A 20,880-nucleotide genomic window follows, 5' to 3' on the forward strand; every position below is an offset into this window, starting at 1 on the left:
TCGGACACCTCGGGGCCGAGGACGCGCAGCGGCGGGCGAGGATCACCGCACCGATGCGCGGCGCAGCAGGACGTACTGCCCCACGATCGACATGACGATCATGGTCGTGGAGGCCACGACGAGCCACCACGGCTGAAACGCGGAGGCCAGCGGGACCAGGAGGATCGCGACGATACCGAGGGCGAGGACGAGCACCACGCCGAGCGCCGTCGGGCCCAGCGCCCCGAATCGCACCCACGCGGCAGCGAAAGCCCCGCCGATCGACAGGACGAACAGGGTGCTGAGGAAGGTGGTCAGGGCGAGCTGGAAGGGATTTCCCGACCCCAGAATGGTCACGTCCGTCATATAGATGTCGAAGAACCAGTGCCCCGTGGCCAGTTCGATGGCCAGGAGGACGAGCAGCATCGCGGTGACGTAGAGCGAGAGTGCGACGTGAGTGATCACGGTGCCGGCGACGAAGCTCCGGCGCGTGCAGCCCAACGACAGCGCGAGCGGGAACGTCAGCGAGACGGTCTGGACACCCAACCATCCCAGGAAGCCGGGAAGCGCCCAGAACACCGCGGCGTTGTTCCGGCTGTTCTGCACCCACTCGGCGCTTCCGGGAACGGAACCGGCCCGCCAGAAGATGATCGCGATGATCACGGTGAGTGCGAACACCACGAGCATGATCCCGGGCGGGGTCCGCAGCAGCAACGCGCGCTGCGAGAAGTGCAGGCGGAGGACGTCGAAGGGAGCGGCCCCGCGGCGGGAGCCGGCGATCAGTGCGGTCATGCGGGTGTTCCTTCCAGGGATTCGCTCTCGACGCCGTAGGCGGCGACGAGGTCTTGCAGTGTGGCCGGGGTGAGCTGCGCTCCGGCGCGGGCGACGCGGGCTCGCAGGTCCTCATCGGCGTGCGTCTCCAGGACGACGGAGGTGAGTCCGCCGATGGTCCTGCGCTGGAGGACTCGGAGCCCGCGAGCGAGATCCTCGACGGCGGTGGTCAGCCCGCTCAGGGTGACCGCGCTTCCCCGCAGGTCGTCCGCCGCGGCGGAGCGGACGAGTCGTCCTTCGTCGACGATGACGACGTGCTCGAGGAGGGGTTCCATCTCGTCGATCAGATGCGTGGACACCACGATCGTTCGGGGGTGATCGAGGTAGTCCAGCATGAGTGTGTCGTAGAAAAACCGGCGGGCCGTGGCATCCAGGCCCAGGTAGGGCTCGTCGAAGATCGTCAGGGGAGCCCGCGACGCCAGTCCCAGGACGATTCCGAGCGAGGAGGACTGACCGCGGGAGAGCTTCTTGATCGCCGTCTTGTGGGGGAGGCGGAAGCCGCGGACCAGATGGTCGGCGACCTCGGCATCCCATCCGGTGTGAAAGAGCGGGGCGACTTCGAGCACCTGTCGCAGTGTGAAGTCGTCGGGGTATCGCTGGTTGTCGCGGACGAAGCTGATGGCGGACATCGTCGCGGCGTTCTCGAACGGGTCGGTGCCGAAGACGCGGACCGAGCCCGACGTGGGACGGTCGTGACCGGCGATGATCGACATGAGCGTCGTCTTGCCGGCGCCGTTGCGGCCGAGCAGGCCCGTGATGGCGTTCTCAGGGATGTCGAGGGTGAGGTCGTCGAGGGCTCGCGTGCGCCGGAAGCGTCGCGACACCCCCGAGAGGTGGGCGGCGGGCTGCGTCATGACGGTGCCCCTTCCTGGTCGATGATGCGGTGGACGTCGGAGAGATCGAGACCGAGCGAGGCCGCCTCGTTGAGGAGCGGGGCGACGAAGTCGGCACGGAAGGCGGTGGCGCGTTCGTCGCGCAGCTGACGTCGGGCGCCGTCGCTGACGAACATGCCGAGACCGCGACGCTTGTGAAGGATGCCGCGGTCGACGAGGAGTCCGAGACCTTTTCCGACGGTCGCCGGATTGATGCGGTGGAACGCAGCCAGCTCGTTGGTCGAGGGAACCTGCGTTCCCTCGGGGTACACGCCGGCGAGCACGCCGTCGGCGATGGATTCGGCGATCTGAAGGAAGATCGGCTTGCCGTCGTCGAGCATCACACTCCTTGGGTTCATTACTTGAGTAATGAACCTACGAGGTGTCTCGCTGTCGTGTCAAGTGAGCGTGCGCGCACGTTGAGCGGAACCGGACGTGCGCCACCGGTCAGAACGACGGCGGATCAGGTTCGGGGACGAAAGCCACGTACCGTTCCGGACGGTCGGTTGCTCGGCGGCCGAGCGGACTCGTCCATTGGATGCTGCCGTCGGGGAGCTGGCGAGCGACCCATGGCGTCTCGGTCTTCAACGTGTGATGTCGTTTGCACAGGCAGGCCAGATTGCACCGGGCGGTGGGGCCGCCGCGCGCATGGTCGTGGTTGTGGTCGAGGTCGCACCGGCGAGCGGGCTGACGGCATCCAGGGAACCGGCAGTGCACGTCGCGGGCTCGGACGAACCGTTGCAGGGCGGGGGAGGGGCGGTACCGATCGACCGCCAGGACGCTGCCCGTGACGGGGTGCGTGACGAGTCGGTCCCACGCGGGGGCACCCGCCAGAAGGCGGCGAGCCGTGTCGGCGTCGATGGGACTGAGCCCGTCGATGGAGGCGTCCCGATCGGTCGCTCCCGCGGCGGTGAGCGCGGGAACGATGACCGACACGTTCGCGCGGATCGCGCCGAGACCGCCCGGAAGCGTGCCGGCCGTCGGGTCGACGGCGGGCTGTCCGGCGAGGACGAGGTCGCACAGGAGATCCGCGCGCGTCTGGTCCGTGGTGCGGCGGTCTTGCACGGCATCCGGATGGATGTCACCGACCTCGGCCTCGGCACGCGCGACCACGCGGATCGCACGTGCCTGTTGCGTCAACCGGTCGTACATCGCGCGGATCTTCGCCGCGCCGTCGATCACCCCCAGCCGTGCCATGCCGTCGACGCCGTCCTCCATCCACACGCGCCGCTGCTGCTCGGCACTCTCGAACCGCTCGGTGATCGAGGCCGGGTGCAGCTCTTCGAGCAGGGCGCGCGCGAACGCCCGTGTTCCCGCCGCGGTGTCGCTCGCGGCCCGCGTGACGACCCGGGCCTCGAACGCCGCTCGCAGCGTCGGATCAACGAGTTCGGTCCCGACATCGCGGATGACGGCCGCGTGGCGCGCGCTGATCCTGCCGTCGGAGAGGGCCTGCACCGTGGTCGGGAAGTCGTCGACGAGCTGGAGTGCCTCGCCGAGCCGCCGCTGGACAGTGCGGTCGTTCCATCGCAGCGCGACGCCGATCTCCGCCGCGATCGAGCGCAGCGCCATCTCGCGCTCCTGGATCGCCCGCGGACGGTGCTCCGACCGCCGCAGGGCGACGCGCATCGCCGCGGCGAACTGCACGATGCGCACGCCTTCGAGCTCGGCGAGAGCCCGTTCGCTCTCGACGAGCGCGCCGACGACCTCGGTGAGGACGGCGTCCTCGCGATCGTCGAAGACGGGCGGTCGATCCGGCATGCAGACATGCTGTCACGGACCTCCGACATCGCCGGCCGCACATCCACCGGGGGAGGAACGATCGATCCGCGCTGTGGCGGACGAGGCTCCACGCCCGACCGGAGATCGTCAGCCGACGATAGCCCCGCTCAGTCCCGAAACCGTCACGTCGGCTCGCGCGCGTGTGACCTCGATCAGGGCCGCGTTGGCGCCGTCGACCTCGCGCGCCCACGCGGTCGCCGCCTCACGCGTTCGACCGTAGGTCTGGTGTCGCTCGATGAGCCGTTCCTCGCGCAGCGCTGCCGGTGTCGCACAGAACCACGTCTGATCGAGCGCGTCACGAACGCGTGCCCACGGGCCCTCGTCGACCAGCAGGTAGTTTCCCTCGACCACCACGATCCGCGTACGGGGCTCGACGGCGATCTCACCGGCGACGCCTTCGTCGACCTCGCGACGGAAACTCGGCGCGAACACGGTGTGCCCCGTCTCTGCGCGGAGGCGATGAAGCAGTGCGAGGAATCCCCAGCCGTCGAAAGTGTCGATCGCGCCTTTGCGGTCGCGGCGGCCGAGGCGATCCAGGGTGGCATTGGCGAGGTGGAAGCCGTCCATCGGCAGGACCGCGGCCGAGCCTGCGCGGCGGGCGTTCAGCTCGGCGACGACGGCAGCCGCGAGCGTGGACTTGCCGCTGCCCGGACTGCCCGCGATCCCGAGGAGGAAGCGCGAGGATCCGGATGCCGCAGCCTCCACGCGCGCGACCAGAGCGGCGACGGCGTCGGCGGGTGGGGACGCGGGCATGCTTCGACTGTAACCGCGGCGTGGTCAGCGTCGACGGAAGATCCCGAGCAGGAGCGAGCGCCCTCGGCGTGTGCAACGACGAACGCCCCCGCCTCCTCGGCCGAAGCCGGAGGATGCGGGGGCGCGTCGCCTCGTGCGGGCGCTCAGCGCGTGCGAGCGCTACGGCCGCGCGTGGCGAAGACGTAGATGCCGAGCACGATGATGGCGCCGATGATCGAACCGATGATCCCGGACGGCTGCAGGAAGCCGCCCATGGGGTCGCTGCCGAAGATGAGGAAACCGAGGAATCCGCCGACGAACGAGCCGACGATCCCGAGGATGATGGTCATGAGGATGCTCATGCTCTGCTTGCCGGGGATGACGGCGCGCGCGATGAAGCCTGCGATCAGACCGACCAGGATGAGGCCGAGGATCGTCCAAAGCATGCTGTACTCCTTGCTGCGAGGTGCCGGGTGGCACAGCGCTTCTGCTGTGTGAAGCGCCTCCGGAACGCTAGGCCAGCGGCATCCGTCTTCGCGCGCCCTTGAGGGACGGCATGCCAGTGGCTATGCTCTCGCGCTCGCGAAAGCGCATATGGCGTTCGCCGCATGCGAGAGTCGCTACCTTCCTCGAAACGCATATGCCTCGTTCGCGAGGCCCGAGGAAGGTGGGACCAATGATGGATCAGCAGACGCACCTCGAGATCGGACGGCCGACCGCCGCCTTCGTCGGGGCCTCATGGGTGGCGCTGGGGCTCGGCGCTTCCGTCTACTTCATCGGCCTGGCGAATGCCCAGATGCAGCTCGCGGAGAAGGGGTACTTCCTCGCGATCTTCCTGCTCGGCCTGTTCGCCGCCATCTCCGTGCAGAAGGCGGTGCGCGATCGCGCGGAGGACGTCCCCGTGACGGGGGCGTACTTGGGTGTCGCCTGGGGCATGCTGCTCGCGTCGCTCACGCTGATGTCGGTGGGCCTGTGGAACGCCGATCTCCTGCTGTCGGAGAAGGGCTTCTACGGCATCGGCTTCGCCATGAGCCTCTTCGCGGTAGTCGCGGTGCAGAAGAACGTGCGCGACATCGCGGCGTTCCGCGCGATCCACCCCGACCCCGTGCCGGCCGAGCGGCCCGGTCTGGTCGGAAGCTGAGGCTCGCACGGAAGCAGCCCCGGATGCCATGGCATCCGGGGCTGTCCTTTCGTGCGGCCTCACGCGGTGGCGAGCGTCGACTCCCACCCGAGCGCCGGCGCGACGTGCGTGGCGAAGTTCTCGACCAGGCGCAGGTTGAACTCCACACCCATCTGGGACGGGATCGTCAGGAGCAGAGTGTCGGCGCTCATCACGGCCGCGTCGTTCTGCAGCTGCTCGACGAGGACGTCGGGTTCGGCAGCGTACGTCTTGCCGAAGGTCGATCGCATGCCGTCGATGACGCCGATCTGGTCGGACCCCGCCGAGCCACCGAAGTACAGGTGATCCTCGTCGCTGACGATGGGGAAGATGCTGCGGCTCACCGAGGTGCGCGGCTCGCCGGGGTGGCCGGCCTCACGCCACGCGGCGCGGAAGGCGTCGAGCTGACGCGCCTGCAGGATGTCGAACGGCGTGCCGTCGGCCTCGGTCAGCAGCGTCGACGACATGAGGTTGACGCCGATACGCCCCGCCCACTCGGCCGTGGCCGTGGTGCCGGCGCCCCACCAGATGCGCGTACGCAGTCCGGGGGAGTGCGGTTCGATCCGCTGCCGCCCGGTGCCGCCGCCGAAGGGGCTCAGGGGGTCGCGTTCGGCGAGGCCTTCGCCGTCGATGGCGCGGAGGAACAGGTCGAAGTGGTCGCGGGCGATGTCGGCACCGCGCGGATCCTCCGAGCCGGTGTAGCCGAATGCCTCGTAGCCGCGCACCACCGTCTCGGGTGACCCGCGGCTCACGCCGAGGGCGAGGCGGTTTCCGCTGATGAGGTCGACGGATGCCGCCTCCTCGGCGAGCATGAGGGGGTTCTCGTACCGCATGTCGATGACGCCCGTCCCCACCTCGATACGCGAGGTGCGTGCGGCGATGGCGGCCAGGAGCGGCATGGGCGCCGACTGCTGTCGGGCGAAGTGGTGGACGCGGAACGAGATGCCGTTCACGCCGAGGTCGTCCATGCCCTGAGCGAGGTCGATCGCCTGCAGCATGGAGTCGCCGGCGGAGAGGTGATGCCCGCCGCCGAGGGGGCCGTAGTGCCCGAAAGAGAGGGTGCCGAAGGAGCGCATGTCCTGTGCAACGCGGCATCCGGAAATCTATTCCGTCGAATGAACGTCCGACCCCGCCGTCCGCCAGCTGTGAAACGATGCAGGGCATGGATGCCGAGGAGCGGAGCGAGCTCGAGAGGCTCCGGGCGCGGGCCTACGGACCGGATGCCGATCTCGCCGACGACCCGGACGCGTGGGCGCGGTTGCGTGAACTGGAAGAGGACGACCGGCAGGGCAGGACCGAAGCGTCCGAGAGTCTCGCCGCGGCCGAAACCGAACCGCCCGACGCCGGTGTCGCCGACGACGCCGAAGAGCGGGACGCCGGCGGCGACCGGACCGCGTCCCGACGACCCCGAGTGAAGAATCCGCGGACTCTCTGGCTCTGGGCCGGCTCACTTGCGGCTGTCGCGGCGATCGCGAGCGCGGCCTCGATCGCCGCGGTGACCGTCGTTCCGGTGGCGCGTACCGCCGGCGTCGCACAGGTGGACAGCCTGCTCCCGGACCCGTCGGTGCGGACCGATTCCCTCTCATCGCTCGGCATCGACTCATCGCAGCTGACGGGTTATGCGGACTACCTCGGTCTCACCGCCTTCGCGGGGCCCACCCAGATCGATTCCGCCGGCAACCGGGCGGACTGCCTCGTGCTCGTCGACACGAACGAACTCTCCGGTGAGGACGACGACGAGGACTCGTTCCGCGGCGGATTCCGTTACGGCGGCTGCGGGGCGGGCAGCTTCCCCGCGACCGTCGAATTCATCGTCACGCCTGAACTGCCCGAGGATTTTCGCAACCGATTCCCCGTCGGCACGGCGGTGCAGTTCGTGCGGGAGGGGGAGCGCGTCGGCGTCTTCTCCGACGCCGAGTGAGCGATCCGACCGGCCGCGCAGCGGCGGGATGAGAGGCTGGAACGGTGACCTCCCTCCTCGACCACGTGCCCGCAGGCAGCGACCCGGATGCCGCCTACCTCGGGTTCGTGGAGTGGGCGAGCGGTCGCGGACTGACCCTCTACCCCGCCCAGGACGAGGCGGTGATCGAGATCGTGTCGGGCGCCAACGTGATCTTGTCGACCCCGACCGGCACGGGGAAGTCCCTCGTCGCTGTCGCCGCGCACGCGGCATCCCTCGCCCGGGGTGGTCGCAGCTACTACACCGCCCCCATCAAGGCCCTCGTGAGCGAGAAGTTCTTCTCCCTCGTCGAGGTCTTCGGTGCCGAGAACGTCGGCATGGTCACGGGCGACTCGTCGGTGAACTCCGACGCCCCGATCATCTGCTGCACGGCCGAGATCCTCGCCAACCTCGCCCTGCGGCAGGGGGCGGATGCCGACGTCGACCAGGTCGTCATGGACGAGTTCCACTACTACGGCGAGCCCGATCGCGGCTGGGCGTGGCAGGTCCCGCTGCTGCTCCTGACGCGAGTGCAGTTCGTCCTCATGTCGGCGACCCTCGGTGATGTCACCGACATCGCCGACGACCTCTCGCGGCGTACTGGCCGGCCGACGGCGCGGGTGACCGGCGTCGAGCGACCCGTGCCGCTGCACTTCGAGTACGCGCGGACGCCCGTGCACGAGACGGTGCAGGAGCTCCTCGACACCCGGCAGGCTCCCGTCTACGTCGTCCATTTCTCGCAGGCGGCGGCGATGGAGCGCGCGCAGGCCCTGTCGTCGATCCGCATCATCGGGCGGGAGCAGCGCGACGAGATCGCCGAGGCCATCGGTGGTTTCCGCTTCACGACGGGGTTCGGCAAGACGCTTTCCCGTTACGTCCGCGCGGGGATCGGCGTGCACCACGCCGGGATGCTGCCGCGGTACCGCCGCCTCGTCGAGACGCTCGCGCAGCGGGGCCTTTTGCGTGTCATCTGTGGTACCGACACGCTCGGCGTGGGCATCAACGTCCCGATCCGCACGGTGCTGCTGACGGCGCTGACGAAGTACGACGGGCAGCGCATGCGGCAGCTCTCCGCCCGCGAGTTCCACCAGATCGCCGGTCGCGCGGGCCGCGCGGGGTATGACACGGCGGGGACGGTGGTCGTCATGGCCCCCGACCATGAGATCGAGAATGCCGCGCAGATCGCCAAGGCCGGCGACGACATCAAGAAGCAGAAGAAGATCGTCCGCAAGAAGGCGCCGCAGGGCTTCGTCAATTGGACCGAGCAGAGCTACGACCGCCTCGTCGCGGCGGAGCCCGAGCCGCTGCAGCCGCAGATGAAGCTCACCGCCGCCATGCTGATCAACGTCATCGCGCGGGGCGGCGACGTCTTCGGCAATGTCCGCGCGCTCGTCTTCGACAATCACGAGCCCCGCGCCCGCCAGTACGAGCTCGCCCGCCGCGCGATCGCCATCTTCCGCACGCTGGTGCAGGCAGGGGTGGTCGAGGTAGTCCCCGGCCCCGCCCCGCGCGAGTCGCCAAATTCTGTCGCTTCGGGCGGCCCCGAAGCGACAAATCTTGGCGACTCGCGCATCCGGCTCACCGTGGACCTGCAACCGAACTTCGCGCTCAACCAGCCGCTGTCGCCCTTCGCGCTCGCCGCCATCGAGATGCTCGACCCCGACGTGGAGCTCGGCAGGGGAGCGGATGCCGCACCGTCGGCGTCCTCGGTCGGCACGGGGCACTACGCGCTCGATGTCGTCAGCGTCATTGAGGCGACGCTCGACGACCCGCGACCGGTGCTGTCCCAGCAGCAGTTCCGTGCGCGGGGCGAGGCCGTGGCGGCGATGAAGAGCGAGGGGATCGAGTACGACGAGCGCATGGAGCTGCTCGAAGAGATCACGTGGCCGAAGCCCCTGGACGAGCTGCTCGCACAGGCGTACGAGGTGTTCGCCTCCAGCCAGCCGTGGATCCGTGACTTCGAGCTGTCGCCCAAGTCCGTCGTTCGCGACATGTACGAGCGGGCGTGCTCGTTCGGCGAGTACGTCTCGCTATACCAGCTCGCGCGCAGCGAAGGACTCGTCCTCCGCTACCTGAGCGATGCGTACCGGGCGATCCGGCAGACCGTGCCGGTCGATGCGCAGACGCCCGACCTGCTCGACCTCATCGCGTGGCTCGGCGAAGTCGTGCGGCAGGTCGACTCGAGCCTGGTCGACGAGTGGGAGCAGCTCGTCAATCCCGCCGACGACCCGTCAGCTCCGGTGGTCCCGCCGGCGCCGCCGTCGATCCTGACCAACCACCGCGCGTTCGTCGTCCTCGTGCGCAACGAGATGTTCCGCCGCGTGCAGTTGGCCGCGTTGCAGCGCGACGACGAACTCGTCGAGCTCGACCCGGCCGTGGACTGGCCCGCGGCGCTCGACGCCTACTTCGACGAGCATGACGCGATCGGTACGGGGGGAGCGGCGCGGTCGTCGGCGTACGTCGCGATCGACGAGTCCGCGGCGTCGGATGGCCTGTGGCGGGTAGAGCAGACGATCGACGATCCGGCCGGCGACCACGATTGGCGCATCCGCGCCGGGGTGGACCTCGCGGCCTCCGAGGACGAGGGCACCGCGATCGTGCGTGTCACGGAGGTGCTGCGGCTCTGACCACCCTCCCCAGCGGGCGGCAGGGTGAAGTTGTCCACGGTGGGCGCCTGTCGACTCGCGAGCGGGAGACAGACGTCGTACATTCGACCGCACCCCCGCTCGAAAGGACGCACCGTGACCGTCGACGCCGCGCAAGCGATCATCGCTCTCGTCGCGCTCTTCGTCACGTTCGCCTCCCTGATTCTCGGCGGGACGAAGTGGATGATCGTGCGGATGGAACAGCGCATGGATCGCCGCTTCGTCGACTCGGAAACGCGATGGGACGCGCGGTTCGCCCGTGCGGAAGAACGGTGGGAAGCGCGGTTCGCTCGATCCGAGAGCCGCCTCGCCGAGCGCTTCGAGCAGGTCGACAAGCGCTTCGAGCAGGTCGACAAGCGCTTCGAGCAGGTCGACAAGCGGTTCGAGCAGGTCGACAAGCGCTTCGAGCAGGTCGACAAGCGCTTCGAGCAGATCGACCATCGTCTCGTCGCTCTCGACGAGGAGATCCGGGGTGTGCACGACTCCCTGTCAGACGTCAAGGTCGCCCTCGCCCGGCTCGAGGGCCCTCACCCGCCCTTCCTGATCGCGCGCGGCTGAAATTCACGCCGGAACGACGGATGCCGAGGCCCCGAGGCCCCGGCATCCGCTGTGTTCCGTCGCTCTTACGACTTCCGGGCGACGCGGTTTTCGGCGCTGACCATCCACGACAGCTGCTCGAGACGCTCGAGGATCCCGTGCAGGATGTCGGCGCTCGTGGGGTCCTCGTCGTCGACGTCGTCGTGTACGTCGCGAACGGTGCCCACGGTCGCGTCGATGCGCTCGGTGATGAGGTCGACGACCTCGGCCGTGTCGACTTCGCCCTGCGGGAACTCCGGCAGGGTCGTCGTCTCGGCGATGGTGTCGCTGCGACCGTCCGGCAGTGCGTGCAGCGAACGCATGCGTTCGGCGACGGTGTCGCTGAACTCGCGTGCGGCTTCGATGATCTCGTCGAGCTGCAGGTGCGTGTCGCGGAAGTTCTTGCCGACGACGTTCCAGTGGGCCTGCTTGCCCTGGATCGACAGCTCGATGAGGTCGACCAGAACGGCCTGCAGGCTCTCGGTGAGCTTCTCGGAAGCCTGGAAGCCCTTCTCGGCGTTCTGCTCCTCGGTGGTCTCGGGGCCGCTGCCGCCGCGAGCCGGGCGACGACGGTTCTTGGTCGGGGAGTCCTTCGTGGTGGAAGACATGCGCGTTCCTTTCACTCGCGGTCGGAGTCGACGTTAGGCCGTGGAACCTCGGGTGGGCCGGGGGTTGCGAGTGCGGCGGTGCCGCGGTACCGCCGAGCCCGTAGCCGCTTGCCCCCGGATCGACAACCCCCGGCGGCGGGCGGAGACCGGTTCTTACCGTGGGGACGTGCCCTCGACACCATCCTCACCGTCCCGCCCTCTGCGCGACTACGCGGCGATCGGCGACGGCCGCACGGTGGCACTGATCGCGCGCGACGGAGCCGTCGACTGGTTGCCGTTGCCGAACATCCACTCCCGCCCGGTCTTCGCACGGCTCGTCGACGAGTCGGCGGGCGGCTGCATCGAACTGGCGCCCGTGGGCGAGTTCGAAGTGACGCGTCGCTACATCGCGCACACCAACGTGCTCGAGACCACCTTCACGACCGACACGGGCGTGGCCACGCTCACGGATGCCATGGTCACGGGCATCGCCGGGCGGCTGCCGTGGGCTGAGCTCGCTCGAAGAGTCGAGGGCGTCTCGGGCGAGGTGGAGTTCGCGTGGTGCGTGCAGCCCGGCACCATGCTGCGTTCGGCAGCTCCGTGGACCGAACGCATCGACGGGTTCTCCATCATGCGGGTCGGGCACGTGTCGCTCGCCGTGGTGGGCTCGGAGCATGGCATCCACGGCGAGCCCGACGAGCGAAGCGAGAGCATCTCCGGCAGCTTCACCACGGCAGGGGGTTCGCGGCATCTGCTCGTGATCGCGGCGACAGAAGGCGAGCCCTTGCGGGTCCCCGACGCGAAGAACGTGGACCGCGGTATCGACCGCACCATCGACGGATGGTCGATGTGGTCCGAGGAGTTCTCGTACGACGGGCCGTGGGCGGAGGACGTCCAGCGCAGCGCGCTGGCGCTGAAACTCCTGCTGTTCAGTCCGACCGGCGCGATCGCCGCCGCCGCCACCACATCGCTCCCCGAGAACCCCCGCGGCGGCAAGAACTGGGACTACCGCTTCGCGTGGGTGCGCGATCTGGCGTACACGGCGCACGCGTGGGTGGGATTCGGTCTTCGCGAAGAGACCCACGCGGCCTTGTCGTGGATGCTCCGCACCATCCGTGAGCACGGTCCCGAGGTGCGGGTGATGTACACGCTCGACGGCGGTACCGACGTGGGCCTGGAGAAGCACGAAGTGCCCGGGTGGAATGGCATCCAGCCCGTCGTCACGGGAAATCCGGCACAGGGCCAGCTGCAGCTCGGTGTGTACGGCGATCTCATCGCGATCTGCCGGACCTACGTCGAGGCCGGCAACCGTCTCGATACCCAGACCGGGAGGCTCCTCGCCGACGTCGCCGACAAGACGTGCGATCTGTGGCGCCGCCAGGACTCCGGCATGTGGGAGCTCCCGCAGCTCGAGCACTACACGTCGTCGAAGATGGGCTGCTGGAAAGCGCTCGACGATGCTCAGTGGCTCGCCTCCGGCGGACACATCCCCGACAACGGTGAGCGGTGGCGCGCCGAACGCGACCGCATCCACGTCTGGGTCGAGGAGAACTGCTGGTCCGAGACGCTGCAGGCGTACACGCTGCGCCCCGGCACCGACGATCTCGACGCCTCGGTGCTCCTGCACGCCCCGACCGGTTTCGATCGCGGCGAGCGGATGTCGAAGACACTGGATGCCATCACCGAGCGTCTCGGTACGGAGAACCACCTCGTCTACCGCTACACCGGCATGGACCAGGAGGAGCACACCTTCGTCGCGTGCGGGTTCTGGCGCGCGACGGCCCTGGCCTGTGTCGGCCGCCACGCCGAAGCGCTCGAGGCGATGGACGCTCTCGTCGCCCAGGCCAACGACGTCGGCATCTACGCCGAGATGATCGCCGAGGACGACGGCGCGTTCTGGGGCAACCTGCCGCAGGCCCTCAGCCACCTGGCGCTCATCAACGCCGCCCTCGTCATCCGTGACGTGGTCGACGAATCCGACCTCGGCGACCGCTGAGCCTCCCCGCCGGGGCGGTCCGTCTCGGTATCCCCCTACGAAAGGACTCGCCATGACCTCGCAGTACACCTTCACCGACCCGGCGAAGCTCTACGCCGACATCGAGCCGTCGAAGCAGCACCAGCCGGAACCCGGTCTGGACGCCGAACTGGCGCCGAAAGCCGCGCTCGGCGAGGACACCTATGTCGGCAGCGGCCGCCTCGAGGGCCGCAAAGCCCTCATCACGGGCGCCGACTCCGGCATCGGGGCTGCCACGGCGATCGCCTTCGCCCGCGAGGGCGCGTCCGTGGCGATGTCGTATCTGCCCGAAGAGAAAGAGGATGCCGACCGCATCGCGGGCATCCTGCGCGAAGCCGGGGCGACCGTGGCGCAGATCCCCGGCGACCTGCGCGATCCCGAGTACTGCCGCACCCTCGTGGCTCAGGCTGTCGAAGAGCTCGGCGGTCTCGACATCCTCGTGAACAACGGCGGCAAGCAGCTGTTCAACGAAGACCTGACCACCCTGACCGACGAGCAGTTCGACGCGACGTTCAAGACCAACGTCTACGCGATGTTCTGGATCACGAAGGCAGCACTGCCGCACCTGCCGGCGGGTTCCGCGATCATCAACACGACGTCGATCCAGGCGTATTCGCCGTCGGCCATCCTCGTCGATTACGCCTCGACCAAGGCGACCATCAACGCCTTCACCAAGGCGCTCGGCCAGCAGCTGGCCCCGAAGGGCATCCGCGTGAACGCGGTCGCCCCGGGTCCGATCTGGACGCCCCTGCAGGTGTCGGACGGGCAGCCCCAGGAGAAGGTCGCCGAGTTCGGCGAGGAGACCCCCCTCGGTCGCATGGGACAGCCCGCCGAGCTCGCCCCGGCGTACGTGTACCTGGCATCCGCGGAGTCGAGCTACGTCATCGGCGAGACGCTGAACGTCAACGGCGGCATGCCCACCCCGTAAGGCGACGCGTTCCCCGTCGCCTGGGGGTTCTCCCCGACTGAGTGTCCAAGACACGCGGACGGCCCGTCGTGGCATCCGCGTGTCTTGGACACTGGGGCACTCTGAGTTCGAGACGGTGGGATCGTCAGCGGTGGCGGTAGGACTGGCCCGCCTGGCCGAACACCTGCATGCGCTCCGCCACCATGCTCTGCATCGCGACGCGGCCGCGTGAGCCGTAGAGCGCGGGGTCGCAGCCGATGCCGTCCTCGTCGAGGTAGGTACGCACAGCCGCGGCGTGGGCCATGTGCGAGTCCATGCCCTGATTGATCTTCCGGATGCCGAGTTGCGTCGACCGTGCCTTCTCGGACTCCGGTACACCCCACGATTCGGGCAGTTTCCCGCCGTGGGCGTTGATGGTCTCGCGCAGATCTGCCGGCAGCGAGGACGAGCCGTGCATCACCAGGTGCGTGTTCGGCACGCGCGCGGCGATCTGCTCGATCAGATCCATGTGCAGCACCGTTCCATCGGGCGGGCTGGTGAACTTGTACGCGCCGTGGGAGGTGCCGATCGCGACGGCGAGGGCGTCGACTCCGGTTGCCGCCACGAAGCGCTCGGCCTCGTCGGGGTCGGCCAGAACGATCTCCTTGCTGCTGGCGCCGCCGTCCTCGGACCCGCCGATGGTGCCGAGTTCTCCCTCCACGGATACCCCGTGCGCGTGCGCGTAGTCCACGACCTTCTTGGTAACGGCGACGTTCTCCTCGAAGGAGGCCGGGGTGACATGATCGTCGCGCATCGACCCGTCAATCATGACGCTGGTGAATCCCGCCCCGATGGCGCGGACACAGTCGCCATATGACGCGCCGTGATCCAGGTGCAGGACGACGGGCACGTCGGGGTAGTGCGCGATGAGGTTGACCAGTGCCTCCCAGAACAATTCGTCGCGTCCGTGCGTCGATGCTCCGGCGATGGTCTGCACGATCACGGGGGAGTCGGTCTCGGCGGCGGCGTCGAGCACGGCTTCGGCTTGTGCGAGGTCGGTGACGTTGAACGCCCCGACTCCGTACGATCCGGCGCGCGCGGCGTCGAGCGCGTCGGTGAGTGAGATGAGAGCCACGGGCTCGTCCTCCATTTCGTCGGCCCGTCGGGACGGGCGGTGTCTGACAACGGTAGACAGGCTATGGGGGCCGTGCTACTTTGTCCATCGTTGGACAGAACACCGACGGCGACGAGGCCGACGGAGGACGCGGAGGCCGCCATGCGAGACGAGCTGTTGCTCGGCATCGATCTGGGCACGTCGTCGATCAAGGCGAACGCGATCGACCGCCACGGACGATCGATCGGCCTCGGCGTCGCCCCCACGCCGTTCGAGTCGGGTCCGCACGGCGTCGAGATGAGCACCGCCGCGCTGTTCTCCGCGATCCGCGACGCCATCGTCGACCTCGGCGTCCTCGCGACGCGTGTCGCGGGAGTGGGCATCGCCAGCATGGGCGAGACTGGCACCATCATCCGCTCCGACGGGCCGAGCGATCTGCCCCTCGTGGCCTGGCATGACGCGCGCGGCGCCGACATCGTCGATGAGGTGATCGCGCACTTCGGGGCCGACGAAATATACCGGCGCACCGGACGTGCTCCCCGCAGCGTGACGAGCATCGCGAAGCTGGGCTGGCTGTTGCGCAACGGCCACCGCACCGGAGGCACGTGGACGGGGGTCGCGGGTCTGACCCTCTGGCGCCTGACCGGCGCGCTCGCGCAGGAGCAATCTCTCGCGGCTTCCAGTGGGGCTTTCAATCCGCTCTCGGGAGAGTACGACCGCGAGATCCTCTCGTTCCTCGGGTTGGACTCGCTCGTGTGGGCCCCCGCTCGCATCGGCGGCACCGCGCTCGGGCGGATCTCGACCGAGGGCGCCGCCTGGAGTGGCCTGCGCCCCGGCATCCCCGTGACCATCGCCGGACACGACCACCCCGTCGGAGTCATCGGCGCCGGAGGAGACCACACCGAGGTCATCGACTCGATGGGTACCGGAGAGCCGCTCGTGGTGGCGTGGGAGCAACGTGCTGGCTCCGGGCGTTCCCACCCACGGTGGCCCGACCAGTTCGGCGATCTCACAATCACCGCGTGGCCCGGAACGTCCCGTCACATGCTCCTGTGGGAGACGCTGCGGCCCGGCTTGGCCATGCGTCATCTGCGACAGGCGCTCAGAGTCGATCGCGACGACATCGAGTTCGCCGCCATCGGCGTCGAGGCGTCGCCGCTGTCGCTTTCGACGCTGCTCGCGCTCCAGGACGGCGAGGTCTCCGAGGACCTGCGTGGTCTCGCCCCCCAGGTCGCGTGGGCCAGCGTACTCGAGGGGTTCGCTCTGGCATCGGCCGACGCGGAGCAGCATCTGCGCGCTCTGTCGGGAGTGTCGGGGCAGACGCTGCTGATCGGGGGTGGCCTGCGCAGCCGCCGCTGGGTCGAGGCGAAGATCCGGCGCACACTTCACCCCGTCGCGATGGCGCAGGAGAGGGAGGCCGTCTCTCGCGGCGCTGGCCTGCTCGCCGGTGTCGCCGCCGGCTGGTGGGCACCGGAGAACTATCCGCCTGCCGACGCGGTCCCGCTGGCCGCGGGGGCCGAGCGGGGCGAGATGGTGAGGGGTCTGTCATGAACTGCACGCTGGCGGCGACGCCGCCGCCCCGCCGTCAGGACGGACGATCGTGACCGGCTCGCCGCGCCCTGGCCTCCGCCCGCCCGCGCGGCTCGTCGACATCGCCCGCGCCGCAGGAGTGTCGACGAAGACGGTCTCGCGCGTGCTCAACGACGAGATCTACGTCACGGATGCCACGCGCCAGCGCGTCATGGACGCGGTCACCGAACTCGCCTATGTCGGTGACGCCGCGGCCACGGGTCTTCGCACCCGCAAGTCGGGGTTCATCGGGCTCATCCTCCCCGACGTGCGCAACGGCTTTTTCGCGTTGCTCACGCGCGCGATCGAGGAACGCCTGTCACCGGCGTCGCCGACTCTGCTGTTCGGCGACTCCGACGAGGAAGCCGACCAGGAGGAGAGGTACCTGCGGACCTTCCGTCAGCAGCGGGTTGACGGGCTCATCATCCTCCCCAGCGGAGCGCCCAGCCTTCCCGATGCCGTGTCGGAGATTCCCACCGTGATCGTGGACCGTACCGTCCCATCTGTCCGCAAAATCGCCGACCACGTCCTCGCCGACAACTCCCGAGCCGCGGGACGACTCGTCGAGCACCTTGTTCGCCACCACGGCCTCCGCTCAGTTGCGCTGGTCGCCGGCAACACGCGGGTCTCGAACGTGCGCGACCGCCAGGCCGGCTATCTGCGAGTCGTCCGCGACGCGGGCCTCGAGCCGCACATCACGTCGGGGCACTCGACGCCGGACGACGCCGCCGCCGGAGCGATGGAGCTGTTCCGCACGCTCACACCGCCCTTCGGTGTCTTCGCCACGAACAACCGGATGTTCTGGGGTGCGATGGCGGCCATCGCGCGTCTGGGTCTGCATGTCCCGCGAGACGTGCTGGTCACCACGATCGACTCGATCGGTGAGGCGACGGTCACCGGGCTCAAGCCCACGCAGGGCGTCGTCCCGGTCCAGACGGTCGCCGCCAAAGCGATGCGCCTGCTCGCCGAGCGCACCGAGGACCCGACCCTGCCCCCGCGCCGGGAGACCGTCGACATCGACATCGAGTTCGGCACCACGTGCGGGTGCATCCCGCTGACGAATCCCCTGATGATGGGCCCCGTCGGCTCCGTTCCCACCTCTCCCGCGGGCGACACGCGGGAAAAAAGCGAGGACTGACCTCGGCAGCCGCAAGCACGACGAGATCAGCCCCCGCAATGTCGCACCAGTAGTCCCGAAAGTCACATCCTCAAAGGAGAGAACCATGACCCGACACACCCTGACGCGCTCCGCCGTAGCGGCCGCCGCGACGGTGACGATCCTAGCCGGGGCACTCGCTGGCTGCTCGGATTCCGCTGCGCCGCAGGGGACCCCTGCGGCCGGTGAAGACGGCAACGGCAAGATTGCCCTGGTCCTCAAGCCGCTGGACAACACCTACTTCGGTGCGATGGCCGAGGGAGCGCAGGCAGCGGCAGACGAGGCCGGCGTCGATCTCACGATCGTCGCGGCGGAGAACGTCACCGACGACTCCGGGCAAGCGACGAAGCTGAACTCGCTCGTGACCGCGGGCTACGGCTGCTACATCGTCAACCCGACCAGTCAGACCAACCTGATCACCGGGCTGGTTCCCGTGACCCAGGCCGGAGCGCCCATCGTCAACCTCGATCTGCCCATCGACCTGGATGCCGCCGAGCAGGCAGGCGTGAAGGTGACGACCTACGTCGGCACCAACAACGAGACCGCGGGCGAGGCCGGCGGCGAGGCGATGCTGTCACTGGTGCCCGAGGGCTCGCAGGTCGCCCTCATCGGCGGTCTGGTCGCCGACCCCGGCAACATCGCACGGCTCGGAGGCTTCGAGAAGGCGGTCGAAGGCAAGCTCGAGATCACTCAGACGGTCGCGGCGGACTTCGACAAGGCGAAGGCCAAGAGCGCGGCATCCACGATCCTCATCGCCAATCCCGACATCAAGGGCTTCTTCACTCCGTCGGGCGACATGGCGATGGGAATCCAACAGGCCGTGGAAGAGGCCGGGAAGAAGGGTCAGGTCTCGGTCGTCGGCATCGACGGCACGCAGGACCAGCTCAAGGACATCGTCGCCGGCGGCCAGCCGGCCGCGATCGAGCAGTTCCCGTACCTGATGGGCGCGCAGTCGGTCCAGGCGTGTGTCGCGGCGATGGGGGGCGCCTCGATCCCGTCCACGGTCGAGACCCCGGTCCTGATCGTCGACTCGGAGAACGCCCAGGACGCGCTCGACGCCTTCCCGGCACCGCCGAAGGGCTTCGACGTCCCGAACCCGTTCAAGTAACTCCTCACCAGTGATCGGGGATCCTCACCCATGACTACGCAGACACCCCCTCGGCCGGCGGCTGCCGCAGAGACGGCCGCGACGGGGCTCCGTCGGGCGTTCGGTTCCGAGGAGATCTGGATGAAGCTGGCCGCACCGGTCGCTCTCATCGTGCTTTCCATCGTGTTCACGGCGCTGAACCCTCGGTTCCTGTCGTGGCCGAGCGTCTCGACGATGCTCGCCGACTCGACCATTCCGATCCTGCTGGCGCTGGGCGCGACGTTCGCCGTGTCCCTCGCGGGCATTGATCTGTCGCTCGCAGCGACGGTGGCCCTCGGCAGCGTCACGATGGCGACGGCCTATCAGAGTGGGATGCCGCTCATCGTGTGCTGCGCGATCGCGCTGCTCACGGGGCTCGCGGTTGGCGCGGTCAACGGCACGTTCATCGGCTGGGTGAGGATTCCCGACTTCATCGTCACGCTGGGCTCGCTCAGCGTCGTGATGGGGCTCAGCCTCATCATCTCGCAGGGCAAGCCGGTGGCGATCCCCGAGCGCGCACTCACCTCGCTCAGCACCATGAGCTTCGCCGGCATCCGCGTGAACTTCCTGCTGGCGATCGCGGTCGCGATCGTGCTTCACATCGTGCTGTTCCGCACGCGATTCGGAACCCACTTGCTGGCGGTCGGCGACAACCCCGAAGCGGCCAAGGCGATGGGACTCAAGGTGCCTCGCGTGAAGCTGGCCGGATACATGATCTGCGGGGCGATGGGGGGCCTCGGTGCCATCCTGCTCACCTCCTACATCGGGTCGAGTCAGCCCGCGACGAACACCGACTACTTGTTGAAGGCGATCGCCGCCGTCGTCCTGGGCGGGGTGAGTCTGTTCGGCGGCCGCGCCACCATCTACGGACCGGTGATCGGGGCGATCCTGCTCACATTCCTCCAGTCCGGACTCACGCTGCTGGGCGTGAGCGCCTTCTACTCGCCGCTGGTGATCGGCATCGTCGTCATCGCGGCCGCGACGCTCATGAGGGGGCGCAAATGACCACCGATACAGGCGAAAAGATCGTCGTCGACAACATCCACAAGTCGTTCGGGAACGTCCACGCACTCAAGGGCGCTTCCCTCACTATTCGTGCGGGGGAGATCACCGCGATCGTCGGCGACAACGGTGCCGGCAAGTCCACCCTCGTGAAGTGCCTCACGGGGCTGTACGCGCCCGATGAGGGAGAGATCCGCATCGACGGCAGCCCCGTGCGGTTCTCGTCGCCGCGCGACGCTCGCGACAAGGGCATCGAGACGGTTTACCAGGATCTCGCCCTGAGCGATCAGCTGAGCGTGTGGCAGAACATGTACATGGATCGCGAGCTCGTCCGTGGCATCCCGGGGTTCCGGTTCCTCGCTCGTAAGGAGATGAGAGAGCGCGCGGCCGAGCTCGTCGCCGACCTCGCAGTGAACGTGCCCGGTGTCGGCCGTCCCGTCAAGCGACTCTCGGGCGGGCAGCGGCAGGCCGTCGCGATCGCGCGCGGCGTGATGTGGGCCGAGAACATGATCATCTTGGACGAGCCGACCGCAGCGCTCGGTCTCAACGAGACGGCGCAGGTCGAGGCCCTCATCCGCCGGGTCGTCGAGGGCGGCAAGACCGTCCTGGTCGTGTCGCACAACTTCGAGCAGGTCAAGCGACTGTCGCAGCAGGTGTGGGTGATGCGCGGGGGGCGCGTCGTCGGCGGCACCCGCACCGAGAAGGTCACCGGCGAACAGCTCGTGGGGATGGTGACCGGAGCCGTCCGCACGATTGACTGATCGGTCGAGCTCAGCTCTCCTGTCACCCATTGAGTGTCCAAGACACGCGGACGGCCCGTCGTGGCATCCGCGTGTCTTGGACACCAAACGTTTGGGAACGCGGCGACGGGAACGGGACGGCGCGGGGCGGGGCGGGGCGCGACGGCACGGGAA

At 68.7% G+C, this 20,880-nt stretch carries 20 protein-coding genes; 11 read left to right on the top strand and 9 right to left on the bottom strand.

Features of this window, described 5'->3' with window-relative positions:
• Positions 1-42 precede the first annotated feature (42 nt).
• The 6 genes from MHY30_RS09980 to MHY30_RS10005 form a co-directional block, all read right to left on the bottom strand.
• Positions 43-771 (bottom strand): hypothetical protein, encoded by a 729-nt coding sequence (locus MHY30_RS09980; RefSeq protein ID WP_239276767.1) that lies wholly within the window; start codon positions 769-771, stop codon positions 43-45.
• On the bottom strand, positions 768-1,664 hold the full coding sequence (locus tag MHY30_RS09985) for an ABC transporter ATP-binding protein (RefSeq protein WP_239276768.1): 897 nt from the start codon (positions 1,662-1,664) through the stop codon (positions 768-770). Before MHY30_RS09985 ends, MHY30_RS09980 begins: the two co-directional genes overlap by 4 nt.
• Complete coding sequence (locus tag MHY30_RS09990; protein ID WP_239276769.1) at positions 1,661-2,023, bottom strand: GntR family transcriptional regulator; 363 nt, start codon at positions 2,021-2,023, stop codon at positions 1,661-1,663. The genes MHY30_RS09985 and MHY30_RS09990 overlap by 4 nt, the downstream gene beginning before the upstream one ends.
• A 106-nt stretch (positions 2,024-2,129) precedes the next feature.
• Entirely contained in the window at positions 2,130-3,440 is a 1,311-nt protein-coding gene (locus MHY30_RS09995) for an HNH endonuclease signature motif containing protein (RefSeq protein WP_239276770.1), read from the bottom strand.
• A gap of 108 nt (positions 3,441-3,548) precedes the next feature.
• Positions 3,549-4,214, bottom strand: a complete 666-nt coding sequence (locus MHY30_RS10000; protein WP_239276771.1) for a nucleoside/nucleotide kinase family protein — start codon at positions 4,212-4,214, stop codon at positions 3,549-3,551.
• 143 nt (positions 4,215-4,357) lie between these two features.
• Entirely contained in the window at positions 4,358-4,639 is a 282-nt protein-coding gene (locus tag MHY30_RS10005; RefSeq protein ID WP_239276772.1) for a GlsB/YeaQ/YmgE family stress response membrane protein, read from the bottom strand.
• A gap of 230 nt (positions 4,640-4,869) precedes the next feature.
• Between MHY30_RS10005 and yiaA the strand changes: the two genes are divergently transcribed.
• Positions 4,870-5,334 (top strand): inner membrane protein YiaA, encoded by a 465-nt coding sequence (yiaA, locus tag MHY30_RS10010; protein ID WP_239276773.1) that lies wholly within the window; start codon positions 4,870-4,872, stop codon positions 5,332-5,334.
• 59 nt (positions 5,335-5,393) lie between these two features.
• Here yiaA and MHY30_RS10015 read toward each other — a convergent pair whose 3' ends face one another.
• Positions 5,394-6,428, bottom strand: a complete 1,035-nt coding sequence (locus tag MHY30_RS10015) for an LLM class flavin-dependent oxidoreductase (RefSeq protein WP_239276774.1) — start codon at positions 6,426-6,428, stop codon at positions 5,394-5,396.
• Between the two features lie 86 nt (positions 6,429-6,514).
• Between MHY30_RS10015 and MHY30_RS10020 the strand changes: the two genes are divergently transcribed.
• The 3 genes from MHY30_RS10020 (at position 6,515) to MHY30_RS10030 (ending at position 10,494) form a co-directional block, all read left to right on the top strand.
• Positions 6,515-7,273, top strand: a complete 759-nt coding sequence (locus tag MHY30_RS10020) for a hypothetical protein (RefSeq protein ID WP_239276775.1) — start codon at positions 6,515-6,517, stop codon at positions 7,271-7,273.
• Between the two features lie 44 nt (positions 7,274-7,317).
• A complete protein-coding gene (locus MHY30_RS10025; RefSeq protein WP_239276776.1) occupies positions 7,318-9,918 on the top strand; it encodes an RNA helicase in 2,601 nt (866 codons plus the stop codon).
• A gap of 114 nt (positions 9,919-10,032) precedes the next feature.
• Positions 10,033-10,494, top strand: a complete 462-nt coding sequence (locus MHY30_RS10030; RefSeq protein ID WP_239276777.1) for a hypothetical protein — start codon at positions 10,033-10,035, stop codon at positions 10,492-10,494.
• Positions 10,495-10,559: 65 nt separating this feature from the next.
• On the opposite strand, the gene MHY30_RS10035 is transcribed toward MHY30_RS10030, so the two are convergent.
• Positions 10,560-11,120, bottom strand: a complete 561-nt coding sequence (locus MHY30_RS10035) for a Dps family protein (protein WP_239276778.1) — start codon at positions 11,118-11,120, stop codon at positions 10,560-10,562.
• A gap of 166 nt (positions 11,121-11,286) precedes the next feature.
• Here MHY30_RS10035 and MHY30_RS10040 point away from each other — a divergent pair, with 166 nt between their 5' ends.
• Both MHY30_RS10040 and MHY30_RS10045 read left to right on the top strand, forming a co-directional pair.
• The gene (locus MHY30_RS10040) at positions 11,287-13,095 is read left to right on the top strand and encodes a glycoside hydrolase family 15 protein (protein ID WP_239276779.1); all 1,809 of its coding nucleotides are present in this window, start codon (positions 11,287-11,289) and stop codon (positions 13,093-13,095) included.
• A gap of 52 nt (positions 13,096-13,147) precedes the next feature.
• Positions 13,148-14,041: an SDR family oxidoreductase gene (locus MHY30_RS10045; RefSeq protein ID WP_239276780.1), complete on the top strand. Its 894-nt coding sequence runs from the start codon at positions 13,148-13,150 to the stop codon at positions 14,039-14,041.
• A 124-nt stretch (positions 14,042-14,165) separates the two neighbouring features.
• Here the strand turns inward: MHY30_RS10045 and MHY30_RS10050 are convergent, their stop codons facing one another.
• Complete coding sequence (locus tag MHY30_RS10050; protein ID WP_239276781.1) at positions 14,166-15,134, bottom strand: ketose-bisphosphate aldolase; 969 nt, start codon at positions 15,132-15,134, stop codon at positions 14,166-14,168.
• A 141-nt stretch (positions 15,135-15,275) separates the two neighbouring features.
• On the opposite strand from MHY30_RS10050, the gene MHY30_RS10055 reads away from it, so the two are divergent.
• From MHY30_RS10055 to MHY30_RS10075, 5 genes are all read left to right on the top strand, one after another.
• Positions 15,276-16,664, top strand: coding sequence for an FGGY family carbohydrate kinase (locus tag MHY30_RS10055; protein WP_239276782.1), 1,389 nt, complete (start codon positions 15,276-15,278; stop codon positions 16,662-16,664).
• 49 nt (positions 16,665-16,713) lie between these two features.
• On the top strand, positions 16,714-17,820 hold the full coding sequence (locus MHY30_RS10060) for a LacI family DNA-binding transcriptional regulator (RefSeq protein ID WP_239276783.1): 1,107 nt from the start codon (positions 16,714-16,716) through the stop codon (positions 17,818-17,820).
• An 85-nt stretch (positions 17,821-17,905) separates the two neighbouring features.
• Complete coding sequence (locus MHY30_RS10065; RefSeq protein ID WP_239276784.1) at positions 17,906-18,946, top strand: substrate-binding domain-containing protein; 1,041 nt, start codon at positions 17,906-17,908, stop codon at positions 18,944-18,946.
• Between the two features lie 30 nt (positions 18,947-18,976).
• Complete coding sequence (locus MHY30_RS10070) at positions 18,977-19,969, top strand: ABC transporter permease (protein WP_239276785.1); 993 nt, start codon at positions 18,977-18,979, stop codon at positions 19,967-19,969.
• Entirely contained in the window at positions 19,966-20,727 is a 762-nt protein-coding gene (locus MHY30_RS10075) for an ATP-binding cassette domain-containing protein (protein WP_239276786.1), read from the top strand. Before MHY30_RS10070 ends, MHY30_RS10075 begins: the two co-directional genes overlap by 4 nt.
• Positions 20,728-20,880 lie beyond the last annotated feature (153 nt).

It is taken from the genome of Microbacterium sp. ACRRU (assembly GCF_022346945.1).
In the GTDB taxonomy this organism is placed as follows: Bacteria; Actinomycetota; Actinomycetes; order Actinomycetales; family Microbacteriaceae; genus Microbacterium; species Microbacterium mcarthurae.